Annotated in this window: 14 protein-coding genes; 8 read left to right on the forward strand and 6 right to left on the reverse strand. The window is 37.9% G+C overall.

Translation table 11 applies throughout. The features are described 5' to 3' along the window. Window position 1: 1 nt before the first annotated feature. Complete coding sequence (locus ATS72_RS18405; RefSeq protein ID WP_058429810.1) at window positions 2-889, forward strand: LysR family transcriptional regulator; 888 nt, start codon at window positions 2-4, stop codon at window positions 887-889. A gap of 315 nt (window positions 890-1,204) precedes the next feature. Beyond that, complete coding sequence (locus tag ATS72_RS18410; RefSeq protein WP_006791629.1) at window positions 1,205-1,399, forward strand: (2Fe-2S)-binding protein; 195 nt, start codon at window positions 1,205-1,207, stop codon at window positions 1,397-1,399. A 69-nt stretch (window positions 1,400-1,468) separates the two neighbouring features. Here ATS72_RS18410 and bfr (ATS72_RS18415) read toward each other — a convergent pair whose 3' ends face one another. Both bfr (ATS72_RS18415) and bfr (ATS72_RS18420) read right to left on the reverse strand, forming a co-directional pair. Further along, the gene (bfr, locus tag ATS72_RS18415; protein ID WP_006791630.1) at window positions 1,469-1,933 is read right to left on the reverse strand and encodes a bacterioferritin; all 465 of its coding nucleotides are present in this window, start codon (window positions 1,931-1,933) and stop codon (window positions 1,469-1,471) included. Window positions 1,934-1,947: 14 nt separating this feature from the next. After that, complete coding sequence (bfr, locus tag ATS72_RS18420; RefSeq protein ID WP_006791631.1) at window positions 1,948-2,418, reverse strand: bacterioferritin; 471 nt, start codon at window positions 2,416-2,418, stop codon at window positions 1,948-1,950. Window positions 2,419-2,868: 450 nt separating this feature from the next. On the opposite strand from bfr (ATS72_RS18420), the gene ATS72_RS18425 reads away from it, so the two are divergent. From ATS72_RS18425 to ATS72_RS18445, 5 genes are all read left to right on the forward strand, one after another. Beyond that, window positions 2,869-3,351: a GNAT family N-acetyltransferase gene (locus ATS72_RS18425; protein ID WP_008126160.1), complete on the forward strand. Its 483-nt coding sequence runs from the start codon at window positions 2,869-2,871 to the stop codon at window positions 3,349-3,351. A gap of 77 nt (window positions 3,352-3,428) precedes the next feature. Beyond that, window positions 3,429-4,784 (forward strand): DNA-3-methyladenine glycosylase 2 family protein, encoded by a 1,356-nt coding sequence (locus ATS72_RS18430; RefSeq protein WP_058429957.1) that lies wholly within the window; start codon window positions 3,429-3,431, stop codon window positions 4,782-4,784. After that, a complete protein-coding gene (locus ATS72_RS18435) occupies window positions 4,781-5,251 on the forward strand; it encodes a methylated-DNA--[protein]-cysteine S-methyltransferase (protein WP_058429809.1) in 471 nt (156 codons plus the stop codon). The genes ATS72_RS18430 and ATS72_RS18435 overlap by 4 nt, the downstream gene beginning before the upstream one ends. Window positions 5,252-5,324: 73 nt before the next feature. Then, window positions 5,325-6,134, forward strand: a complete 810-nt coding sequence (locus ATS72_RS18440; RefSeq protein WP_058429808.1) for a hypothetical protein — start codon at window positions 5,325-5,327, stop codon at window positions 6,132-6,134. A gap of 92 nt (window positions 6,135-6,226) precedes the next feature. Next, window positions 6,227-6,811, forward strand: coding sequence for a thymidine kinase (locus ATS72_RS18445; protein ID WP_006791636.1), 585 nt, complete (start codon window positions 6,227-6,229; stop codon window positions 6,809-6,811). Here the strand turns inward: ATS72_RS18445 and ltaE are convergent. Continuing rightward, window positions 6,794-7,798: a low-specificity L-threonine aldolase gene (gene ltaE / locus ATS72_RS18450; RefSeq protein WP_058429807.1), complete on the reverse strand. Its 1,005-nt coding sequence runs from the start codon at window positions 7,796-7,798 to the stop codon at window positions 6,794-6,796. The two genes, ATS72_RS18445 and ltaE, sit on opposite strands and share 18 nt — an antisense overlap. A 19-nt stretch (window positions 7,799-7,817) precedes the next feature. Then, complete coding sequence (rlmF, locus tag ATS72_RS18455) at window positions 7,818-8,750, reverse strand: 23S rRNA (adenine(1618)-N(6))-methyltransferase RlmF (protein ID WP_058429806.1); 933 nt, start codon at window positions 8,748-8,750, stop codon at window positions 7,818-7,820. A 128-nt stretch (window positions 8,751-8,878) separates the two neighbouring features. Between rlmF and ATS72_RS18460 the strand changes: the two genes are divergently transcribed. Next, window positions 8,879-9,793 (forward strand): alpha/beta fold hydrolase, encoded by a 915-nt coding sequence (locus tag ATS72_RS18460; RefSeq protein WP_006791639.1) that lies wholly within the window; start codon window positions 8,879-8,881, stop codon window positions 9,791-9,793. On the opposite strand, the gene ATS72_RS18465 is transcribed toward ATS72_RS18460, so the two are convergent. After that, the gene (locus ATS72_RS18465) at window positions 9,765-11,201 is read right to left on the reverse strand and encodes a tetratricopeptide repeat-containing sulfotransferase family protein (protein WP_058429805.1); all 1,437 of its coding nucleotides are present in this window, start codon (window positions 11,199-11,201) and stop codon (window positions 9,765-9,767) included. The genes ATS72_RS18460 and ATS72_RS18465 overlap by 29 nt on opposite strands. Before the next feature lie 85 nt (window positions 11,202-11,286). After that, a complete protein-coding gene (locus ATS72_RS18470; RefSeq protein WP_058429804.1) occupies window positions 11,287-13,869 on the reverse strand; it encodes a TonB-dependent receptor plug domain-containing protein in 2,583 nt (860 codons plus the stop codon). Between the last annotated feature and the right edge of the window lie 312 nt (window positions 13,870-14,181).

The raw sequence follows: 14,181 nt of genomic DNA on the forward strand, positions 1-14,181 counted from the left end.
TATGAAATTAGAACAGCTTAGTATGTTTGTTACTGTTGCTCATGTTGGATCATTGAGTGAAGCAAGTGCTCTTTTGCACAAAACTCAACCTGCAATAAGCCAAGGTATTAAGCAACTAGAAAATACTCTTAACTTTGCATTATTTAGTCGTCATGGTTATCGGTTAGAGCTTACCAGTGCAGGAAAAACTATGTTTCATAAGGCTGTGAAATTGTTAGATGATGCAGCACAACTTAAACAAGTTGCACACCACATAGCACAGGGGAACGAGGTAAGTATAACGATTGCAATTGAAGCATCATTTAATTTAAAAGGTATATTACCATTACTTAAATATATGCAAAATCAGTTCCCTGAAACTCAAATAATAATCAGGCAAGAATACATAACAGGTGCAATTGAAGCATTACTTGATGGTGATGCTGATCTGTGTATAACACCAACAATGGAATTTTCTGCACAAGAAGAAAAAATTGAAAAGCATTTGTTAAATAGCGGTTCATTAATCAATGTAGCTTCCCCAGAGTTGATAAAGCGAAATCCAAATCTTAAGCAAGCCGCTGATTTGTTAAACGAATACCAAATAATTGTGCAGGACTCAGGCACTGGTTCAAAAAACATAGAGTGGGGTGTACAGCAAGGTCAGCGACGATGGTATGTAAATGACTTTCCAACTAAAAAAATGCTTATCGAAAATGCAATGGGTTGGGGCAAATTACCAGGCTATTTAGCTGATGAAGGTATTGAAAATAATACTCTACAAATGCTGTCACTTAGTGATGTGCAAAATATAACGCCGCTGAAATATTATATTATTAAGAAAAGGGGAGAAGTGTTGGGACCAGTAGGAGATGCTGTGTGGGAGCAATTTAAAAAATATCAAATATAACAATAACATGTATGTGAAAACTTATTTAAATTACTTCCCTAAAAAAGCCACTTAAACCTACTTAGCTTGCCCTATTGCTATCACAAACTTAAGTGGCACAATAGGCTTATAAACCGGAAGTTAACTTTCGTTTTGTACTTCAAAATTATAAGTCGGTCTCTAGTGAAAGCTGGGAAGTTCAGTGAGACTTTAGTTAATAAATCTCAATTTAAGTGGCGCTGGCCACATTTAAAATAATACTCTAATAATTATTGATAACTATTACTATTTAGATTAATATAACTATATCGAAAGTAATTAGAGTGGTTTGTAATCATGTACATTTGTCTATGTCACGGTGTCACAGATAAAAAAATTGAACAAACAATTGATGATGGTGCAACAACTATGCGTGAGTTGGCAAAAGAGCTTAACGTCGGCAGCCAATGCGGAAAATGCTGTGGTTGTACTAAGAAGATTTTGAATCGCAAGCTGATTCAAATTGCAGACATAACAGATCAAGTCGCTTAATTATTTTAAAAAACATTGCATAAAAAAAGCAGCCATGTGGCTGCTTTTTTTTATGTTTATAACGTGTTGTTAAAGTTGAGATTGAAGATAATTTTCTATACCTACATTCTCAATAAGTTGTTGCTGTGTTTCCAGCCAGTCCATTTGCTCTTCTTGCTCGTTTAAAATATGGTCGAGTGCTTCTCGGCTAATGTAGTCTTTTTTACTTTCAGCTAATTTAACCGCAGCGCGAAGTTCGTCTATAGTATCAAGCTCAAAGCTCATGTTAGCAGCAATCATTTCTTCGCTGTTTTCACCAATACGTAAACGGCCTAAGTCCTGTAGGTTTGGTAAACCCTCTAAAAATAAAATACGCTCAATTAAACGATCGGCGTTTTTCATTTTTTGAATTGACACTTTGTAGTCTGCTTTATCAAGCTGGCTAAAACCAAAGTCTTTAAACATACGTGCATGTAAAAAGTATTGATTAATTCCGACAAGTTCATTAGCAAGTACGCTATTTAACGCTTTAATTACCTCTAAGTCGCCTTTCATAACTTTAGCTCCTGCTAACCCATTTGAGATTGATGGTAATTTTCTGAGCCAATTTTTTCAATTAGGCCAAGTTGTTGTTCTAACCAGTAAACATGATCTTCTTCTGTATCGAACAGTAGTTTTTGGAGTATTGCACGAGATTGGTAGTCTTGCTGTTCTTCACAGATAGCAATTACATCTTTTACGCAGGCAACAACTTCTAATTCGAGTGTCAAATCATTTTGCATCATGCTTTTAACATCGTTTCCAATAAGCAAATCACGACGCTTGGTAAGGTTTGGGACACCTTCTAAAAATAAAATACGTTTGATTAACCAGTCAGCATGGTCTTTTTCTTCTTCCATTTCATGATTAAGGCGCTCATAAAGTTTATTTAAACCCCAATCATCATACATGCGAGAGTGTATAAAATACTGATCGATTGCAGCTAACTCGTTGGCGAGTAGCGCATTAAATGCGTCGATTACTTTTTGATTACCTTTCATGATATGCCACCATAGCTTTGTTAATTATGGCTAGTGTAGTGTAAAACCAAGTAATTGCAAGTTTTCTCTATAAAAATCATTGTGTTACTATTGGTTTTGATTCTTATTTAAGTTTGCATTGTTGCTTGCTTTATAGGCTCTTTGCGTTTTGGGCGCATAATCAATTTTTGCTTGAATAAGAGTAGCTTGAATATATTTAAAACAGCTTAGGTAATACGGGTGTCGTAATTAACTTTATAGCGCTGAACTCAGGTGCAAAAAATAGCAAACCATATTAATAGTTTTTAATTCAATTATATTTTTTGTTTATTAATCAATTAAGCTAATTAATGTATGGCATACTCAAACACACATTAATTTCATGGTGTGTAATACATTATCAGCACCATAAATACTTACTGAACACATATTTTAATTTAACAATAGTGCAGCACACTTAGGGTCACTACTATGAGCAAGTCAATTATAATTCGCGATGCGAAGCCAAGCGATGCCAAAATTATCTTAAATTTTATTACAGAGCTTGCGATATATGAAAAAGAGCCAGATGCGGTCAAAACAAATGAGCAAGCTATTTTAGATACATTATTTAGCGAAGGCGCCACAGCGCACAGTATTATATGTTTAGATGGCGATGAACCTATAGGCTTTGCAGTTTATTTTTACAATTATTCTACTTGGCTAGGTAAAAACGGTTTGTATCTTGAAGATTTATACGTAAGTCCAGATAGCCGTGGTAAAGGTGCTGGTAAAGCCATAATGAAGCATTTAGCTAATAAGGCGTTGAGCAATAATTGTGGTCGTTTTGAGTGGGTTGTTTTGGATTGGAATAAGCCTGCAATAGATTTTTATGACAGTATAGGTGCAAAGCCCCAAACTGAATGGATTATTTATCGTTTAACGGGTCAAGAGTTAATAGATTTTGCTAAATAGTAAAGTTCCGATTGTGGCTAGCAATGGTTAAAAATTTATTTAAACTTTGTGCTGGTCACTCATTAAAAGAGCTATTTATGATTTCATCTTACTGGCAAAAAGCACGTCAAAGTCGCGATCACCGATTTGATGGTCTTTTTTATGTTGCGGTAAAAAGTACGGGTATTTACTGCAGGCCTATTTGTCCAGCGCCTACTGCGCTTGAAAAAAATGTTATTTATTATGAGTTTGCTCATAATGCAGCGCAAGACGGTTTTAGGCCTTGCATTCGTTGTAGGCCTGACAGTGCACCGGGAAGTGCGGCTTGGCAAGGGGTCAAAACAACCGCTTTGAGGGCAAAGCAGCTCATTGACCAATACGATGAACATGATTGCGAAAAGTTAGCTGAAAGGTTAGGAGTGAGTAGCCGATATTTAAGACGTTTGTTTAAACAACATTTTGGTTTGTCGCTTACGCAATATCGTTTATTTAAGCAATGTCATTTTGCAAAAAAGCTGATACAAGAAACGCATTTATCGCTAACCGACATTGCATACGCGGCAGGTTTTAAAAGTACAAGGCGATTTAACGATGCTTTTTTCAAACAATTAAATATGACACCATCAGCACTGCGTCAAAATACCAAAATTCAAAGTACGTCACTTACCTTAACCCTTCCTTTTAGGCCTCCTTATAATTGGCTTGCTTTACGCTCGTTTATAGAAAAACGTTTAATTAAACCTGTTGAATGGATTTCGGAAAATAGCTACGGGCGTACGTTTTCAAATACGCTTTATAAAGGATGTTTCACTGCCGAATTTATCGAAAGTAAACATCACTTTAAAGTAAAGGTAGAGATAGACGACACGCAATATTTGCAAACAGTTATAAATAACATACGGCGGGTTCTAGACTTAGATGCTGATATTAATTTAATAGAAACTCATTTAAATACAAACATAAACAATGCATTCACACTGTGTAACGGACTTAGGTTGCCAGGTATTTGGTCAGAGTTTGAGGCTGGTATTAGGGCTGTGCTAGGACAACAAGTAAGCGTAGCCGCAGCGCATAGCTTAGTCACTAAACTAGTTGATGAGCTCGGAGAAAAAGACGTAAACCATGTGTATTTTCCGAGTGCCGAACAGGTAGCACAAAGCAGCTTTGATTTTTTTAAAATGCCACAAGCGCGCAAAAATGCGCTACATAATTTAGCTTTGTTTTGCGCCAATAACCCTGGCAATAGTGACTTAGATTTATGGCTTGACTTAAAAGGAATAGGCCCATGGACTGTGAACTATGCAAAATTAAGAGGGCAAAGCCAACCCGATATATTACTTGATGGTGATTTAGGAATTAAAAAAGCACAAGCTGCGGCAAGTTCGTTTACCAGTGAAAAGTGCACCCCATTTCGTTCCTATTTAACGTTTCAACTTTGGCAGCAACTATCATGATTATTCAAACATACATACCAAGTCCCATAGACAATATAATAATTCAAGCAACTGAAAAAGGGGTGAGTTACGTTGGCTTTTATCCGCTTGAAACCTACCCACATGTGCCTCTTGCTAAAGTAACTAATGAGCCGATATTAAGCTGTGCGCTGCAATTAAAAGAGTATTTTAATAAAAAGCGTAAAACATTTAATGTTCCATTGGATACTAAAGGGACTGAATTTCAAAAAAGTGTATGGAACGCACTTTTGGATGTTCCTTACGGTAAAACCAATACGTATGGTGATATTGCTCACGCATTAAATAACCCAAAAGCGGTAAGAGCAGTGGGGGCAGCTAACGGTAAAAACCCAATTAGCATTATCGTGCCTTGCCATAGAATTATTGGCGCAAATGCAACGCTAACTGGGTACGCTGGTGGACTCGAAAGAAAACGTTGGCTTTTACAACATGAAGGGGTTTTGTGAATTAGTAGCCGTAAGCTTTGTGTCATATATTATAAAGGTTACACTATAGAAAATACTCGAATAAAAAATAGCCATGCAAGTTAATACATTATTTTATATATTTATCTTTTTATGCATCGTACCTATTAATGTTGCAAACGCCGCTGCTAAAAAGCTGCTTTTTTGCTATGAAGACAAGGAAATTGCGCCAATGTTTTTAGGTGCAGGGCAAGAGATCCCTACTCAAAGGCCCGGAGCTTCGGCAGACGTACTCCGGCTATTGGACGACGCAGTTGATGGCGTTGATATTGAGTTTGTGAGAAAACCTTGGCGAAGGTGCTTGAAGGATCTTAAATCAAATAAAGTAAATGCAGTTATTGCTAGCTTCAGAGAAGGCAGAGAGCAAATAGCCGTTTACCCAATGGATGAAGATGCAAAACCTAATGCTCAGTTTGCTATTAGCAGGTTTGGCAGCTGCTTGTTAGGTCGTGATAAATTTCGATCGCAATGGCAATCACGCGATAAGTTTAATACCAAAACATTTACAATTGCTGTGCCAAGCGGTTATGGCTTAAGCGCTGTTTTAAAAAAAGAACCTCTTTTTGTTCACGAGACGGTGTCTAAAGAAAATGCATTTGAACTACTTAACAAAGGGGTTGTGGACTCAAGCATAGATATTTGCCAAGTTGATAAAATTAAAACGTCTAGTTACCCTTATAGTGACACCGATGTAAAAGCACTATTTCCCCCATACGAATTTACGCTTGGTTATTTAGTTTTTTCGCATCAATTTTATGAAAATCATCCGACGCTTAGTCATAAAATGTGGCAGTGGGTTAGTGAATTTGATTCGGCTCCTATCTACATTGATTATTTAAATTCTGCCAAACAACCTCAAAACTAATACTTTAAATCATAAGCTTATTTGGCGTTTGAAATTGGTATTCAGTGCATATTAGGGTAGCATAAGCGCACTTTTTGTAACTTGGCACCATCATGGCTCAATTATACTTTTACTATTCTGCAATGAATGCGGGAAAATCTACCACCTTATTACAATCGGCTTTTAATTATAAAGAGCGAGGTATGGAGCCAGTTATCCTCACTGCAGCTATTGACGATAGAGAAGGTGTTGGCAAGGTTTCCTCTCGAATAGGTTTGCAAGCAGATGCACATGTATTTGATGCAAGTAAAGATGTGTATGAGTTGATTCAATTGCTTAACAATGAAAAAAAGCGCCATTGTATATTAGTCGATGAATGTCAGTTTTTATCCAAAGAGCAAGTCATGCAGTTAACTGATGTAGTAGATGAGTTAGGCATTCCTGTGCTTTGCTACGGTTTACGAAACGACTTTAGAGGTGAGTTGTTTGTTGGCTCTCAATACCTACTAGCTTGGGCTGATAAATTAATTGAGCTTAAAACGGTGTGCCATTGTGGGCGCAAAGCCAATCACGTATTACGTACAGATGAAAATGGTGATGCGATTGCCGATGGTAATCAAGTTGAAATTGGCGGCAACGATCGTTATGTATCGGTATGCCGCAAACATTACAAAGCCGCTTTAAATATGGGCCGATAACGCGTTAATAAATGTGTCTATATCTTTTCGAGTTATCCCTAAATGCGTAACTAGCCTGAGTTGTTTACTTGGGCTTATTAGAACACCTTGCTGTTTTAGCTTCGCAGCTATATCTACAATATTAAAATCTTCATCACAAGATGCATACACCATATTGGTCGTATTACTCATATCTACGTTAAAGCCTTCAAGTGAGCTTAAACATTCAGCTAGGTAGCGCGCATTAGCATGATCGTCTTTTAAGCGACTTATGTTATTTTCAAGCGCATATTGCCCCGCAGCAGCGAGCATTCCGGCTTGTCGCATACCACCACCAAGTACTTTACGCCAGCGCCTAGCTTTATTTACCAACGAAGACGACCCCAATAATAATGATCCAACCGGTGCACCTAACCCTTTAGATAAGCAAATAGACACAGAGTCAAAATGTTTCGTTATTTGTTTAATATCAACTTCTAACTCAACTGATGCATTAAACGCACGTGCGCCATCTAAATGCAGAGCTAAATTATGCTCATTAACAAAGTCCCGTGCTTGGGCAAGGTACTCTAGGCTAAGTACTTTACCGCCAATGGTATTTTCTAGGCTTAGTAATCGCGTTTTTGCAAAGTGGCTATTGTCTGGTTTAATTGCAGCGGCTATTTTATTGAAATTAATGGAACCGTTTTGTTCGTTTTCTATCGGTTGTGGCTGTATAGAGCCTAGAACTGCTGCACCACCACCTTCAAATTTATAATTATGCGCATTTTGGCCACAAATATATTCGTCCCCACGTTCACAATGTGCCATTAAACCAAGTAAATTTGCTTGTGTTCCAGAGCTGCAAAAAAGTGCGGCTTCAAAATTAAAACGAGTAGAAGCGAAGTTCTCTAGGTTATTTACACTTTCATCGTCGCCATAAACATCATCACCGACTGGTGCACTGTACATGATATCGCGCATTTCTTTTGTTGGTTTGGTGACCGTATCTGAACGAAAATCTATCATAGTTTTTCCTTTTTCTTATTTAATCAAGTTCATTACAAATGTGTTCACGCGTCTCTTTATCAAAGTAACTCCAAGCAAGAAATCGGCTAACTTTTTGGCCTTGAGCCATATCAATAATTTTATATTCCGCAACTGGGTATGTTTTTAGTTTTGCTTCAAGTGCACTAAGCGAGTCTTTTTTTGACACTAAAGATGTAAACCACAACACTTGTTGTGCAAATTCTTCACTTTCTGCAATCATTGTTGTGATGAATTGTACTTCACCACCTTCGCACCAAAGCTCGTTGTTGTTACCACCAAAGTTAAGCGTTTTACTGGGCGCTTTTCCTAAGTTTTTCCATTTTCGTTCACTTCCTTTTTTTGCTTCTTGTTCGCTTGCATGAAATGGCGGGTTACAAAGCGTTAAGTGATATAAATCTTTTTGGTTTATAACACCTTTAAATATATTAGCCGGTTTTTTTTGCAGTTTAACCGTTATCTTTAAGGCATTAAATTGTGCAATCTGCTTGGCTATTTTAACCGAGACAGGGTCTATATCTGAGCCAGTGAAGTGCCAGTTATATTCACTCGTCCCTGTTAATGGATAAACTAAATTTGCACCAGTACCTATATCAAGTACTTTAACCTGCTTACCTTGCGGGATTGTTTGTTTATTATCTTCGCTTAATAGATCGGCCAAGTGATGGATATAGTCTACTCGCCCTGGTATTGGTGGGCATAAGTTGTGCTCGGGAATATCCCAAAATTCAATATTATAGTGCGCTTTGAGTAGCGCTTGGTTGAGTGTTTTTACTGCTTTATTATTTGCAAAGTCAATACTTTTAGTACCTGCAGGCGTGTTAACTATATAAGGGCTTAAAGCCGGCAGTGCAGCTGTTAGTAAGTTAAAATCGTAACCGTTATTATGCTGATTGCGTGGGTGTAGTTTTGCACTTGGTGTATTTTTAGTCATGAATTTATTTTAGCAATCTATATCAATAGTTAATTGTAACAAATCCTCGTAATTAAAGTGCAGACAATTACTTTGGCATATTTAAAAATACTGGTACGATGAGTTGAGGGTAACAATAAGGATTAAGCTTGGCCATTTCTCAACAATCAATAACTATAAATTTAGCAGATAAACAAACACTGCATTTACGCAAAATATTCGATGAACAACAAAATGGTCCCATCGTATTCTTTATGCATGGTGCAGTCGAAAATGGCAAAATTTTTTATACACATAGTAATAAAGGTCTTGCTCCATTTTTAGCTGAGCACGGTTATCGTTGCTATGTCGCTGATCTGCGTGGGCGCGGAGAAAGTAAGCCTGTTATATCTAAATCTGCTGCCTATGGGCAAACCGAAGCTATATTAGAAGATATTCCCGCGTTTATTAACAAAATTGAGCAGCTCGAAGGTTCTAAACCAGATTACTGGGTGGCGCATTCGTGGGGTGGCGTTTTAATGAATAGCGTATTTGCACGCTTTCCACATTATATTGATGATGTAAAAGCATGTGTTTACTTTGGTTCAAAACGCTCACTGTTTAATAATCATCCAAAAAAATTACTTCAAGCTAATTTTATTTGGTATTTTATGGCGCCATTACTTGCTAAAAAGCACGGGTATTTACCTGCAAAGCGCTTAAAGTGGGGAAGTGACGACGAAACCCAAAAGTCGCATTATCAAAGCATGCAGTGGGCTAAAAAAAAGCCTTGGGTTGATTCAGATGATAATTTTGATTACGCAAAAGCACTACGTTCACTTCATTTGCCACCTACGCTACATATTGCAGCGGTTAAAGATAAAGCATTAGCGCAGCCTATTGATATTCAAAGGTTTATTGATGAATCTGGCCCAGGTATTCAACAAATGCGTATTTATGGTCGTCGCCATGGACACCGTATAGATTACGACCACATAAATATGTTAACTCATCCAATAGCCCGCAAAGAGCAATTTAACGATTTACTTCAATGGTTTAAGAGTCACCCTTGTTCATTAGCTTGAGCAAGGGAACTTGGTATCGTTCCCATTTACTAACGGCATTTGTATTTACTGGCTGGCGAACAGCTTGTTTGCTCAGTGTTGTGACGGCTCTTTTTTGATTGTAAAACGATAAGCAGTTTTGCTCATATTTACACCCTAAAAACTCAAAAAGAGTATTTAATTTGTCTTCAGGATTATTTACTAAGTCTTCATAGGCTAAATTAAACACAGGTAATCTTAAAGTATTCCAATGTGTCATTAGTTTTTCATATAAGCCATGGTAGTGCTTAAATTCAGTTAAAGAGCAAAAGTACGGCTCGTTCTCAGCAAAATAATTACTAAATACAGAAAATGCTGTGGCATTAACGTTACGTGATAAATTAATAAACTTAGCGTTTGGAAATAAAATATAAATCAGCCCGAGCGATTGATAATTGCTTGGTAGCTTATTAATAATAATCGGCCTTAACGGTGTCGCTGTTTTTAGTGTATCAATATAAATATTACGAGCTTGATTAATTAGGCTAGGCGTTAAATTGGCTAAGCACTGAGGATACGGAGTTTTGGTTTTTTGCTCTAAAAAGGCAACAACATTATTACTAATACTCGTGTTTTCGCCTAGGCTTGAACATTCGCTATGACTTATAAGCATTTGCTCTAGTAGAGTTGACCCGCTTCTTGGCATGCCAATTATAAATACAGGCGTGATTGTTGCGGAAAAGTCTTCTTCACGTGTAGCCAATAAATCAAGAGTATTGTATTTAATGATCTGCTCATAAAAAGGGTCAAGCTCTTTGGTTGTAAACGTACTCAATTTATATTGTAGCGTATTTGCTAGCTCAAAATAGTTAAATGCTTGATCTGTATCGTTTAGTTTATCGTAACTTTTGCCTAACGCGTAATAACACACCATTTTAAGACGTAGGTTGTTTGTTTGAGTTACTAAGTGATGCAAATTACTAATGTAATTGTGTTCTTTATTAAAACGGCCAAGTTGTACCAATTCAAATAAAATATAGGCTGTGACAGGGTATAAGCCCATACTCAATGCGTGTGCAAATGTTGTGTGCGCTTTATCCAAATCACCATGTGTTAAATAATGCTGGGCTAAGTAATAATGTGGTTCAGGGTTATGGCTTGCTAGGCTTTTTGCATATTCTAATACGGTAAGTGCGTCCTGTGGTGAATTAACACCATTAAAAGCGTCTGCCAATGCGTGAAGAGGTTCTAACATGTGCGGTAAACGTTCGCAGGCTTTTTGTAGTAAATAAACTGCGGCATCAAACTTTTCTAGTCTTAGTGCTATTTTACCTAAACCAAATAAGGCTTCGCCATTTTCGGGCTCAGTAGCAAGTATCGTTTTGTAATGAAATTCAGCTTCTTTGAGCTTGTTTTGTTCGAGTAGTTTGTTGGCTTTATCTAGTAGCATAGTGGGGCATTTTATTTTTTATTTACTATAAAATAAAAAAGGCGAAATGTCTTAACATTTCGCCTTAATGCTTTCATTCTAAAAATTAGAAAGTATACGTGGCCTTAGCGTAGTAGAAACCACCGTTAATACCGTAAGGAGATGTTTCGTAGTATTTACCACCCCAGTTATTATTTGGGATACCCGTTGCATCTTGGAAATCAAGTTTTTCAGCATCTTGGTCAAGTAAGTTTTGTGCACCTACAGAGAAGCTGATTGAATCGTTCACAAAGTACGTAATTTCTGCATCAAGCGTTACAGATGCGTCTGCTGTTTTAGCTGTTGCATCGTAATCTACGTGAACACCTTGATATTCGCCATAGTAGTTAAGACGAGTAAACGCAGAGATTGACTCCCACTGTTGTGCCCACGTAAGTGTTGCACGGTGGTTAGGTAAGTCTTCTTCTAGGCGTTTAACTTTAAACTCACCCGTAATATCACTGAACTTAGTTACTTCAGTTTCATTCCAGTTGTAAGCAAGGCTAAATGTAGAGCTGCCACCTAAAATATCTGCTGTGTAATTAGCTACAACATCAACACCTTGAGTTGTTGTATCAAAGTCATTAGTGAAGAAACTAACTTGCGCAAGACCTTCAACATTAGGTACACCCGCAGCTGAAAGTGTATCTTTATCAGCTTGGCTAAGCGTAATTTTTTCAGATTGACTGATACGGTCTTCAACTTGAATGTTGTAGTAATCAACAGTTAGGAACAAATCGCCAATTGTATAAACTGCACCAAATGTATAACTTTGCGATTCTTCAGGCTCAAGTTCTGTACCACCTAGTTGAACAGCAACTGGGTTAGTTGGCGGTAATAATGCAGAATCTCTTAACACACCGTCACTTAGGTTTGTTTGAACGTTACTTACGTTTGCTTGACCAACGGTTGGTGCACGGAAACCTGTGCTAATTGAACCACGAATATTTAGATCTTCAGTTACATGATACTGAGCCATTAATTTGTAGTTTGTTGTGCTACCAAACGAGTCGTAGTCTTCAAAGCGAAGCGCTAAGCCCATTAAGAAGTCTTCTGTAAATGGTGCTTCAACGTCGACAAATGCTGCGTAGTTACGGCGTGTAAACTCACCTGCTTGCGACGGTTTGAATCCAGGGAAGCCGTTTGAACCAATGCCAAAACCTTGCGCTGTTAATGGGCCCGCAGTGTATGATGCTTCATCACCTGAGATGATTGTAAATGTTTCTTCATGCCATTCTAAACCACCGGCTACGTTCACATCGTAAGCTAGGCCAAAGTCGTAGCCTTTAGATAGGTCTAAGTTAAAGTTTTTCTCTAACTGCTCATATTTACCAGGGCTAAAGTCGCGTGGTGTATCTGGACCTAAAGATGCATTCACCGTGTTGTAAATAAAGTAACGTGATTCATTTAAACCCACAGTACCACTCAGGTCATACAATACGTCTTTCATGAAGCCGTCTGTAAATTCACCTTTAGTACCAATGGTTAAAGAGGTATCAGTAATGTTGCCACCAAAGTTTGGTGTAAAACCACCCGGGATCATTTCGTTAAATGCAAAACAATCTGGATTGTTAGCTACACCGTTAATGTAAGCAGGGTCGTCTAAAACATTACCGTCTGTAATTGAAATAGTAGGGCAGTTGGCGCTCATGTCGTCAGTTAAGTCTGCAACAAGGAGTGTTGCGCCATCATCGTTTGAATATACACCAGAGCGAGTATGCGGGTTACGGTAGTAAAAGCCACCACGTACATCGCGCTCAGAGTAGTTACCAAACATGTAAAATTGTGAGTTGTTTGTTAAGTCTAGGCCTACATTACCAAAAAGTGAGATATCGTCATCAACTTCTGGTGCACCCCAAACTTGAGCAAGAGACGAAACATCTGGTACGCCTGCTGCTGCAAAACCTGCTGCATCTGGGCGTTGAACTGAACGACTCGTTGCATCTGCTGTTTTGTATTGGAAGCTTAAGTTTGCAAAACCACTGTCTGTAAACGGTAAACCTACGTTACCAGAAATTTGAGTTGTATCGCCGTCGCCTTCAAAATATTGACCTTTACGAACTTCAAACTTACCGCCTTCTGAAGCGTCTTTTAATTGGAAGTTCATTACACCTGCAATAGCATCAGAACCATACTGAGCGGCTGCACCGTCACGAAGTACTTCTACTTGTTTAATTGCAATGCTAGGAATAACTGAAATATCGGCGCCTTGTGCACCATCGTTAATACCACCACCTAAAAAGGCGATTACAGATGCACGGTGACGACGTTTGCCGTTTAAAAGTATTAAAGTGCTGTCTGATGGCAAACCACGAAGGTTAGCAGGGCGAACTAGTGATGCTGCATCACTAATAGGGTTTTGATGAACGTTGAAAGAAGGAACTGAGCCTTTAAGAAGTTCTAGCATGTCAGTGTTACCTGACTTTTCTAGCTCTTCGCCACCTATGATATCAATAGGAACGGGTGAATCACCAATTGAACGTGGAGCTGAACGCGTACCTACTACAGCAATTTTCTCTACATTCTTATTAACTTTAACTTCGCTTTGTTCATCTGCTGCTATTGCAGAGCCCGAGATGAATAATCCGGCGGTGGTTGTGGCTAATGCAAATTTAATCGCTTGGTTTAGCGTATTATTTTTTAATTTCATTCTAAATTTCCCCAGTTAGAATAATTTTGTTTTAGTCGTACTTTAAAGCACGCCTTAATCATAATTGTGGAACGAACAGAGTGGTTTTACGCGATTGAAATATCGAATCAAAAGAGCGTAAATACTCTCCTTCTGTTAACTCCTGAATACAGACTATACATAAAAAACAACAAGAGCAATTATTAATTAACTATTAAATAACAAAACTTTAATTAGGTAAAAAATCCAAAGGTGGTGCATTTTAGTGCTACTTATAACCATTTGTGTGCAGGTTAAGATGTAATTGGGAATATTAATGCAGGTGGGGAAGGG

Origin of the sequence: Pseudoalteromonas sp. 13-15 (genome assembly GCF_001468205.2) — a bacterium.
GTDB classification, from domain to species: domain Bacteria; phylum Pseudomonadota; class Gammaproteobacteria; order Enterobacterales; family Alteromonadaceae; genus Pseudoalteromonas; species Pseudoalteromonas marina.